Consider the following 390-nt stretch of genomic DNA (forward strand, 5'->3'; position numbering starts at 1 on the left):
GATCTTGCCGAGGTACATGACCGCGACGCGCTGCGAGAAGTGCCGCACGATGGCGAGGTCGTGGGCGATGAAGACGAAGGCGATGCCCAGTTCCTTCTGGACCTTCTGCAGCAGGTTGACGACCTGCGCCTGGATCGAGACGTCCAGGGCGGAGACCGGCTCGTCCGCCACGATCAGCTTCGGCTCCAGGGCCAGCGCGCGGGCCACGCCGATGCGCTGGCGCTGGCCGCCGGAGAACTCGTGCGGGAAGCGGTTGAAGTGCTCGGGGTTCAGACCCACGATCTCCAGCAGCTCACGGACCCGCTTCTCGCGCCCGCCCTCGGGGTTGATCCCGTTGATCTCCATCGGACCGGAGATGATCTTCCCGACCGTCTGCCGCGGGTTCAGCGA

At 66.9% G+C, this 390-nt stretch carries 1 protein-coding gene; it reads right to left on the reverse strand.

Annotated elements, in window-relative coordinates; translation table 11 throughout:
• The coding region (locus tag IO33_RS0142110; protein WP_031174352.1) for an ATP-binding cassette domain-containing protein at window positions 1-390 on the reverse strand (390 nt) is incomplete at both ends.

The organism is Streptomyces durhamensis (assembly GCF_000725475.1).
In the GTDB taxonomy this organism is placed as follows: Bacteria; Actinomycetota; Actinomycetes; order Streptomycetales; family Streptomycetaceae; genus Streptomyces; species Streptomyces filipinensis.